Origin of the sequence: Stieleria sp., assembly GCF_041595215.1 — a bacterium.
Lineage (GTDB): Bacteria > Planctomycetota > Planctomycetia > Pirellulales > Pirellulaceae > Stieleria > Stieleria magnilauensis.
Genome location: NZ_JBFHKV010000909.1, coordinates 1 through 3,605, shown reverse-complemented (window position 1 = coordinate 3,605; position 3,605 = coordinate 1). Strand labels below are relative to the sequence as shown.

General features: G+C 57.1%; 2 protein-coding genes and 1 pseudogene. All 3 read right to left on the bottom strand.

Going from position 1 to position 3,605, the window contains the following annotated elements; genetic code table 11:
- Window positions 1-159: 159 nt before the first annotated feature.
- Window positions 160-846, bottom strand: coding sequence for a DUF1080 domain-containing protein (locus ABX749_RS26105; RefSeq protein WP_372898585.1), 687 nt, complete (start codon window positions 844-846; stop codon window positions 160-162).
- Between the two features lie 68 nt (window positions 847-914).
- Entirely contained in the window at window positions 915-3,065 is a 2,151-nt protein-coding gene (locus ABX749_RS26100; RefSeq protein ID WP_372898584.1) for a Tex family protein, read from the bottom strand.
- Window positions 3,066-3,143: 78 nt separating this feature from the next.
- Window positions 3,144-3,605 (bottom strand): annotated as a pseudogene (locus ABX749_RS26095) (hypothetical protein); the annotation flags it as partial.

Below are 3,605 nucleotides of genomic sequence, written 5' to 3'. Positions count from 1 at the left end.
GAGTGGAAAAGTGTCGCAATCAACTCGTTCGCAATGTGCTCCCCGGAGGTGCGCTGCGCTGACCTCCGGCTACTCGCTGAAATCCCTTCGGGATACGGGACGGCTCGCGCCCTGTCGTCTGACAATCAGCACCTCGTTGGCCAAGACGATTCCGTCGCACTACAGCGGCTTGATCTTCAAGTTGCGCCAGCGGACTTCGTAGGTCTCTTTCTTCTTACCAATCCCGTGGACCTGCAACCCGATCATCCCCTTGGGATGGGTTTTGTAGATTTCGTCGTCGGTCAAATCAGCGATCATTTCGCCGTTGATCCAGACCTTGATGTTCGGCCCTTGGGCGATGACCAGGTACTGATTCCATTCGCCGTTTTTGAAGTGGTCGTGTTGGTTCACCGATGGGTCTTTCGACTGGGGCTCGGGTGACAACCAACCCCGTCCGGTGGCTTCGCCATAAATGAAGCCGGCTTGTCCCGGTCCGGATTCGATTTCGACTTGCGGTCCGTACAGACGACCACCGTAGGAGTTCTTGGCGTCGGCATCTTTCAGCAGCGAACGGATCTGGACGCCGGAGTTGAGTCCGTCATCGACCTTGACTTCGAACATCAATTCGAAATCGCCGTAGTGCTTGTCGCTGGTCAAGAACGAGTTGGGGCTTCCGTCGGCGGTTTTACCAACGATCACCCCGCCGTCTTCGACCTTGTACGTCGCGAAGCCGCTTTTGACGGACCAGCCGTCCAAGGTTTTTCCATCGAACAATTCCGTCCAACCGTCTTCGGCATGGGACACGGTGGTGGACAACAGGGAGAAGACGCAAACGGTCAGCAGGGACGTAACGGATCGGCGAAGCATCAGGTGTCTCAAAAAAGGTAGGTACAAAAGGAGAGGGCCAGATTATAGATCAACGGATCGCAGCCGGGTCAAAACTTTCTGGTCAACGAAATCCGCTTTCGGGGGATGTCAACCTCCAGCACTTTGACCCTGACCACGTCCCCGACGGAAACGACGGCGTTGGGGTCGGAAACAAATTGATCGGCCAACTGGGAAATGTGAATCAGCCCATCTTGGTGGACACCCAGGTCCACGAACGCGCCGAAGTGCGTCACGTTGGTGACGACGCCTTCCAGGACCATGTTGGGTTTGACGTCGCCGATTTCGCTGACCGAATCATCGAACTTGACCGCCCGAAATTCGCTGCGCGGATCGCGTCCGGGTTTGCCCAATTCCGCCAAGATGTCTTTGACCGTCGGAATGCCGAACGTTTGATCGGCAAAATCTTCGGCCCGGATCTTCTGACAAACCTGTGGATTCCCGATGATCGCCGACACGTCGGATTTCAGTTGCTTGGCGATTCGCTGGACCAGCGGGTAGCTTTCGGGGTGAACCGCAGACTGATCCAACGGTTGGTCACCGCCGCGGATCCGCAAAAATCCAGCCGCTTGTTGGAACGCTTTCTTACCCAATTTGGGAACCGATGTCAGCTCCGATCGACTGGAAAACCGGCCATGGGAATCGCGATAGTCCACGATCCGTTCGGCCAGCTTCGGTCCGATCCCGGCGACATGCGACAACAGCGAAACACTGGCCATGTTCAGATCGACACCGACTTGATTGACACAGGATTCGACCGTGCGGTCCAGGCACTTTCGTAGTTGGGTTTGATTGACGTCGTGCTGGTACTGCCCCACACCGATGGATTTCGGATCGGTTTTGACCAGTTCGGCCAACGGATCTTGCAGGCGCCGGGCGATACTGATCGCGCCGCGGACGGTGATATCCAAGTCCGGAAACTCCTTCACCGCGATCTCGCTGGCCGAATAGATCGACGCCCCCGATTCACTGACGGTCGCTTTGGTGATGTCCAGTTGATGGTCTCGAATCAAAGCGGTGACAAACGCATCGGTTTCGCGTGATGCCGTCCCATTGCCGATCGCGATCAGTTCCACGCGATGCTTCTTGATCAACGCCAACAGTTTGTCGCCGGCGGCTTTGGTATCGCTTTTGGGTGGCGTGGGATAAATCGTAGTGTTTTCAAGAAACTTTCCCGTCCCATCGACCACGGCGACTTTGCAACCGGTTCGAAACCCAGGATCAATCCCGATCGTCACGCGTGGGCCTGCCGGTGGAGCCATCAGCAGCTCACGCAAGTTCTTGCCGAACACCTCGATCGCTTCGGCATCGGCTCGTTCTTTCAATTGTCCCAAGACCGACGATTCGGTGGCCGGCATCAACAATCGCTCGTAGCAATCTTCGACGCACTGGTTGAGTTCGGACGAGAATTCCGAGTTCCGGTTGGGCACCAGCTTTCGTTTCAAATCCGTCAGCTCTCGATCGCCTTCCAGCTCCACGCCCAGACGCAGAATGCCTTCGGCGGAGCCCCGCAGCATGGCCAACAGTCGGTGACCGGGAATGCGATTGACAGACTCCTGTCGTTCAAAATACTGGTCGAACTTCTCTGCCCCTTCGGCAGATTTCTTTCCTCGTTTGACGACCGAAGTGACCTTGCCGAACTTGTTGGCCTGGTCGGCCAACCACGTCCGCGTTTGAGGGTCGTCCGACCACTGCTCGGCGATGATGTCCATCGCGCCGGCGAGCGCGGTCTGGCCATCTGGGACTTCTTTGTCCGGGGCAACGAAGTCATTGAGGACGTCTTGCTTGGAACGATTTAAATTTTTCTGGCTGAGAATCAGATCGGCCAGCGGCTGGAGGCCGCGTTCCCGCGCGATCGTGGCCCGCGTGCGTCGTTTCGGTTTAAACGGCAGATAAAGGGCTTCGAGTGTGCGAAGATCGACGCATTGTTCGATCTGCTTTCGCAGCGCGTCGGTCAGCTGCCCTTGTTGATCGATGGTTTTCAGCACCGTCTCCTTACGGGCCGCCAGCGCGTTGGCTCGCTCGAGCGCGTCTTCGATCGCCCGCAACTGAATTTCGTCGAGCGTGCCGGTCGCTTCTTTTCGATAGCGTGCGATAAAGGGGATGGTGTTGCCGGCTTCGAGCAATTCGATCGCCGCACGGACCTTGTTGAGCGGCAGATCGAGTTCGTCGGCAATGCGTTTCAGTGTTTGTTCGTCCATGGCGTCGCGACCTATTCCTTGTGCGTCTGGGGCGGTTTTCGAAGCGTGATTCCTTGGATCGGCATTTATAGCGAAACTTTACCGGCCGGCCAGCACGCGGTGGTTTTCTGAATCGGAAACGAAATACACGTCTTCGTTGCCTTCCCGCGACAGGACGGCGGTTCCGTGGGGGCGTTTCATTTTGAAAGGAATCTTCATCGTATCGATCACGTTGTTTTCCAAGTCGACGTATCGCATCGCTTGGTTTTCGGTGTCCACCACCAACAGGTTGCCCGCCGAATCCACGGCGATGCCCTTGGGGCCCCGGAACGTTGCCGACAACGGATCGCCGCCGTCGCCGCTGTGTCCCTTTTTGCCCGTTCCCGCGACACGACGGATCCGGCCTGATTGACGATCAATGCTCCACACGCTGTTGCCTTCGCGCAGCACCAACCAAATCGCCTGCTCGTCGATGGCCAGCGATCGCGGACCAAAGACAGAAACATCGGATGCCAACTCGCCTTCTTCGGGAAGCTTGCGTTGACCGTCGCCGGAGACGGT

Coding starts and splice junctions, on each gene's coding strand:
- ABX749_RS26105 (WP_372898585.1), bottom strand. CDS start 846: ATGCTTCGCCGATCCGTTACGTCCCTGCTGACCGTTTGCGTCTTCTCC.
- ABX749_RS26100 (WP_372898584.1), bottom strand. CDS start 3,065: ATGGACGAACAAACACTGAAACGCATTGCCGACGAACTCGATCTGCCG.